The 5,280-nt window shown below is 69.6% G+C and carries 1 protein-coding gene; it reads left to right on the top strand.

Features of this window, described 5'->3' with window-relative positions; all coding sequences use genetic code 11:
• Positions 1–12: 12 nt before the first annotated feature.
• The coding region (locus ACZ404_RS36805) for an amino acid adenylation domain-containing protein (RefSeq protein WP_468447749.1) at positions 13–5,280 on the top strand (5,268 nt) is incomplete at its 3' end.

The following is a 5,280-nucleotide window of genomic DNA, read 5'->3' as shown; positions in this document are numbered from 1 at the left end:
GAGCCGGGTGAGGTGCAGGCCGTGTTGGCCGCCCATTCTGCCGTGGCCCAGGTCGCCGTCGTCGCTCGCGAGGACGTCCCCGGTGACATCCGCCTCGTGGCGTACGCCGTCCCCGTCGACGTCGATGCCAGCGGCGACGAACTGCCCGCCAGCCTGCGAGAGTTCGCGGGTGAGCGGGTGCCGTCCTACATGGTTCCGTCGGCGGTCGTGCTGCTCGACGAGCTGCCACTGACGGTCAACGGCAAGGTTGACCGCAAGGCGCTGCCGGCGCCGGAGTATGCGACGGGTGCGGGTCGGGCGCCGGCGACGGTGCAGGAAGAGTTGTTGTGCCAGGCGTTTGCGCAGATTCTGGGTCTGTCGGCGGTGGGGGTCGATGACGACTTCTTCACGCTGGGTGGACACTCGTTGCTGGCGATGCGGCTGCTGAGTCGGATCCGTTCGGTGCTGGGTGTGGAGCTGGCGGTCCGTGACCTGTTCGAGGCGCCGACGCCGGCGAGTCTGGCGGGACGCCTTGGGCAGGCCGATGAAGGCCGGTTGGCACTGCGTGCGACGGAGCGTCCGGAGCGGGTGCGGTTGTCGTTCGCGCAGCGCCGTTTGTGGTTCCTCGGTGAGTTGGAGGGCGCGAGCGCGACCTACAACACTCCGATGGCTCTGCGCTTGTCCGGAGAGGTGAACCGGCAGGCCCTCGCGGAGGCGCTGCGGGATGTCATCGGGCGGCACGAGGTGCTGCGGACGGTGTTCCCGGCAATCGATGGTGAGCCGTACCAGCGGGTTCTCGGTGTCGAGGAGTGCGGGTTCGAGCTCCCGGTGGTCGAGGTGGCGTCGGAGGGGCTCGAGGACGCACTGGCTGAGGCGGGCCGGTATGCATTCGACTTCTCGTCCGAGATTCCGCTGCGGGCGACGCTGTTCGCGGTGAGTGCGGTGGAACATGTGCTGGTGCTGCTGTCGCACCACATCGCCATGGACGGCTGGTCGAGTGCTCCGCTGGTGCGGGATCTGTCGGCGGCGTATGCGGCGCGGTTGGATGGCGTGGCTCCGCAGTGGGAGTCGCTGCCGGTGCAGTATGCGGACTTCGCCCTGTGGCAGCGGGAGTTGCTGGGCGACGAGCGGGATCCGTCGAGCCTGCTGTCGCGTCAGGTGGAGTACTGGCGCGAGGTGTTGGCGGGGGCTCCCGAGGAGCTGCCGCTGCCGTTCGATCGGCCACGTCCGGCGGTTGCTTCGCACCGCGCACACACCGTGGAGCTGGATGTGCCCGCCGAACTGCACGGCCGCTTGGCCGAGTTGGCGCGTGAGCGTGGGGTGACCATGTTCATGGTGCTGCAGGCGGCTGTTGCGGTGACGCTCAGCCGGCTGGGTGCGGGAGCCGACATCCCGATCGGGTCGGCGATCGCCGGGCGTACGGACGAGGCGTTGAACGATCTGGTCGGTTGCTTCGTCAACACGGTTGTCGTGCGGACGGATCTGTCGGGAGACCCTACGTTCGAGGAGATTCTCGGCCGGGTGCGCGAGGCGGGGTTGAGCGCGCTGGAGAACCAGGATGTGCCGTTCGAGAAGCTGGTGGAGGAGTTGGCGCCGGCGCGTTCGCTGGCCCGGCACCCGCTGTTCCAGGTCGTCCTGACCCTTCAGAACACCGGCTTGGTAGCGGATGGCGGTGCGCTGGACCTGCCTGGCCTGGGGGCTGAACCGTTGTTGCTGGGTCGGGCGATGGCGAAGTTCGACCTTGATGTGATCGTGGGCGAAGTGTTCGGTGCGCAGGGCGCGCCGGCGGGGATCCGCGGCATGCTGACGGCGGCGGCGGATCTGTTCGACGAGGGTGTCGCGGGTCGGGTCGCGGACTCTCTGGTGCGGGTGCTGACGACGATGGCCGATGACCCGCAGACCCGGGTCGACGCGGTGGATGTGCTGGGTGCGGATGAGCGTCGCCGGGTGCTGTCGGAGTGGAACGACACCGCTGCGGCCGGATCCGGGCTGATGGTTCCGCAGGTGTTCGAGGCGCAGGTGGCGAGGACACCGGAGGCGGTGGCCGTGGTGTCCGGTGGCGTGTCGATGTCGTATGCGGAGCTGGAAGCGCGGGCGAACCGCCTTGCCCACTATCTGGTCAGCCAGGGTGTTGGTCCGGAGTCGGTGGTGGGGTTGGCGTTGCCGCGTGGTGTGGAGATGATCGCGGGGATTCTGGCGGTCTGGAAGGCGGGGGCCGGGTATCTGCCGGTGGACGTCTCCCAGCCGGCGGAGCGGGTCGCGTTCACGGTGAAGGATGCGCGGGCGCAGTTGGTGTTGACCACCGATGAGGTGCTGGAGGACCTGCCTTCGGTGGGCGTGCGTCTGGTGGCGGTGGATGACACGTTGACGGCGATGCAGTTGGCGGCGGCGCCGACCACCTCGCCCGGCGTGGTGGTGGATCCGCGGTCGCTGGCGTATGTGATCTACACCTCCGGTTCGACGGGTCGTCCGAAGGGCGTGGCCGTTACGCATGGGGGCCTGGCGAACTACGTCTCCTCGGTGCCGGCCCGGGTCGGTTTCGAGGGTGGTAAGTATGCGTTGTTGCAGGCGCAGGCGACCGACCTGGGGAACACGGTGCTGTTCGCGAGCCTGCTGTCGGGTGGTGAGCTGCATGTCCTGGACGAGGAGGCGGTCACCGATCCGCGTCTTGTGGGCGACTACCTGGCCGAGCACGGGATCGACTTTGTGAAGGTGGTGCCCTCGCACCTGGCGGCGCTGGGTGCAGTGGGTGGTTTGGAGCGGGTGCTGCCAGGTCGGTCGGTGGTGCTGGGTGGTGAGGCCGCCTCGCCGGGGTGGGTCGATGAACTCCTGGCCGCCGCAGGCGAGCGGCGGGTGTTCAACCATTACGGTCCGACGGAGACCACGATCGGTGTGGCGACCACCCGTCTGACGCCGGGTGGGATGGTGCCGGTGGGTTCGCCGGTGGCCAACACCCGCTTCTACGTGCTGGACGAGCGCCTCAACCCCGTGCCGGTGGGTGTGGAGGGTGAGTTGTATGTGGCGGGTGCACAACTGGCGCGCGGCTACGTGCGCCGTCCTGGCTTGACCGCGGAGCGGTTCGTGGCGTGCCCGTTCGACAGCGGCATGGGTGTCCCTCCGGCCGAAGGCGGGGGGCGGATGTACCGCACGGGTGACCGCGCGAAGTGGTCGGGTGATGGCGAGATCGTGTTCCTGGGCCGTGCGGACGAGCAGGTGAAGATCCGTGGTTTCCGGATCGAGCCGGGTGAGGTGGCCAGTGCCCTGACGGCGCACCCGCTGATCGCCCAGGCGGCCGTGATCGCCCGCGAGGACACCCCGGGGGACAAGCGCCTGGTCGCCTATGTGGTCGCGGACGACCCGGATGATGTGGACGACACGCTCGCGGACGGGGTGCGGACCTTCGTCGCCGCCCGGTTGCCGGAGCACATGGTGCCCTCCGCGGTGGTGGCGTTGGACGCCCTGCCGCTGACGGGCAACGGGAAGCTGAACCGCGGGGCGCTGCCCGCGCCGGACTTCGCGGCGGCGGGTGGGGCGTCGAGTCGTGGGCCGGCATCGGTGCAGGAGGAGATCCTGTGCGAGGCGTTCGCCGAGGTCCTCGGGCTGGAGAGCGTCGGCGTCGATGACGATTTCTTCACGCTGGGTGGTCACTCGCTGTTGGCGGTGTCGTTGGTGGAGATGCTGCGGGTGCGCGGGGTCTCGGTGTCGGTGAAGGCGTTGTTCCAGACGTCGACCCCGGCGGGCTTGGCGGTCGAGGCGGGTTCGGAGCAGGTGGTCGTGCCGGCGAACCTCATCCCCGAGGACGCCACGCAGATCACCCCGGAGATGCTGCCGCTGGTGGAGCTGACCGAGACCGAGCTCGAGTCGATCGTGGCGAAGGTGCCCGGTGGTGCTGCGAACGTCGCGGACGTCTACCCGCTGGCCCCGCTCCAGGAGGGGATCCTCTTCCACCACTTGATGAAGGCCGGGCATGAGGGTGAGCGGGACGTGTACGCCGGGCCGACGGTGCTCGGGTTCGACTCCCGCATACGACTCGACTCGTTCCTGAAGGCGCTGCAGCGGGTGATCGACCGGCACGACGTGTACCGCACGGCGGTCGTGTGGGAGGGTCTGCGCGAGCCGGTCCAGGTCGTGGCCCGACACGCCGAACTACCGGTCCGGGAAGTCGTGCTGGACCCCCAGGGTGCGGACGCCGCGGAGCAGTTGCTGTCCATCGGCGGCGCCTGGATGGAGCTGGACCGTGCCCCGCTGATCGACGTGCACATCGCCGCCGAACCGGATGGCGACGGCTGGCTGGCCCTGCTGCGCGTCCACCACCTGGTGCGGGACGACACAACGACGGACGCGCTACTGGGGGAGGTGCGTGCCTTCTTGACAGGGCGGGGTGAATCGCTGCCCAAGGGGCTGCCGTTCCGCGACTTCGTCGTCCAGGCCCGCCTCGGTGTGCCGCGCGAGGAGCATGAGCGGTACTTCGCCGGGCTGCTGGGCGACGTCACCGAGACCACCGCCCCGTTCGGCCTGCTGGACGTGCACGGAGACGGCACGACCGCAGTATCGGCGCGTTCCTCGGTGGAGGCTGACCTTACGCTTCGACTGCGGGCAATCGCGCGCCGGATGGCCGTGAGTCCGGCGACGGTGTTCCACCTGGCCTGGGCGCGGGTGCTGGCCGCGCTGAGCGGTCGTGAGGACGTGGTGTTCGGCACGGTGCTGTTCGGCCGGATGAACGCCGGGGCGGGTGCCGACCGGCTCCAGGGTCCCTGCCTCAACACGCTCCCGGTGCGGGTGCGGGTCGGCACCTCCACGGTGGGCGAGGCGCTGGCCGGGATGCGGCAGCAGTTGGCCGAGCTGCTGGTGCACGAGCACGCGCCGCTGGTGCTCGCGCAGCAGGCGAGCGGTGTGGCGGGCGGCAGCCCGCTGTTCACCGCCCTCTTCAACTACCGCAACGGCCGCGGCGGTGCGACGGAGCTCGGCGCGGGTCTGGGCACCGGGTTGGAGGAAGTGCGGATCCTTGCCGCCGAAGGGCGCACCAACTACCCCCTGGTCGCGAATGTCGATGACGACGGAAACGGGTTCAGCCTGACCATCGACGCGGTGGCGCCGGCCGATGCGGAGCAGGTCGGCACGATGCTGCACACCTGCCTCCTCCAGCTCGTGACCGCGTTGGAGGAGGAACCGCAGGCACGGCTCGCGGCGCTGGACGTTTTGGGTGCGGCTGAGCGTCGCCTGGTGGTGGAGGAGTGGAACGACACGGCGGTCGGGGTGGAGTCGTCGACGTTGCCGGGGTTGTTTGCCGGGCAGGTGGCG

The sequence above is a fragment of the Streptomyces sp. NPDC030798 genome, from assembly GCF_055572275.1.
The sequence above is the reverse complement of the archived record's forward strand: the minus strand, read 5'-3'. Positions and strand labels throughout refer to the sequence as shown.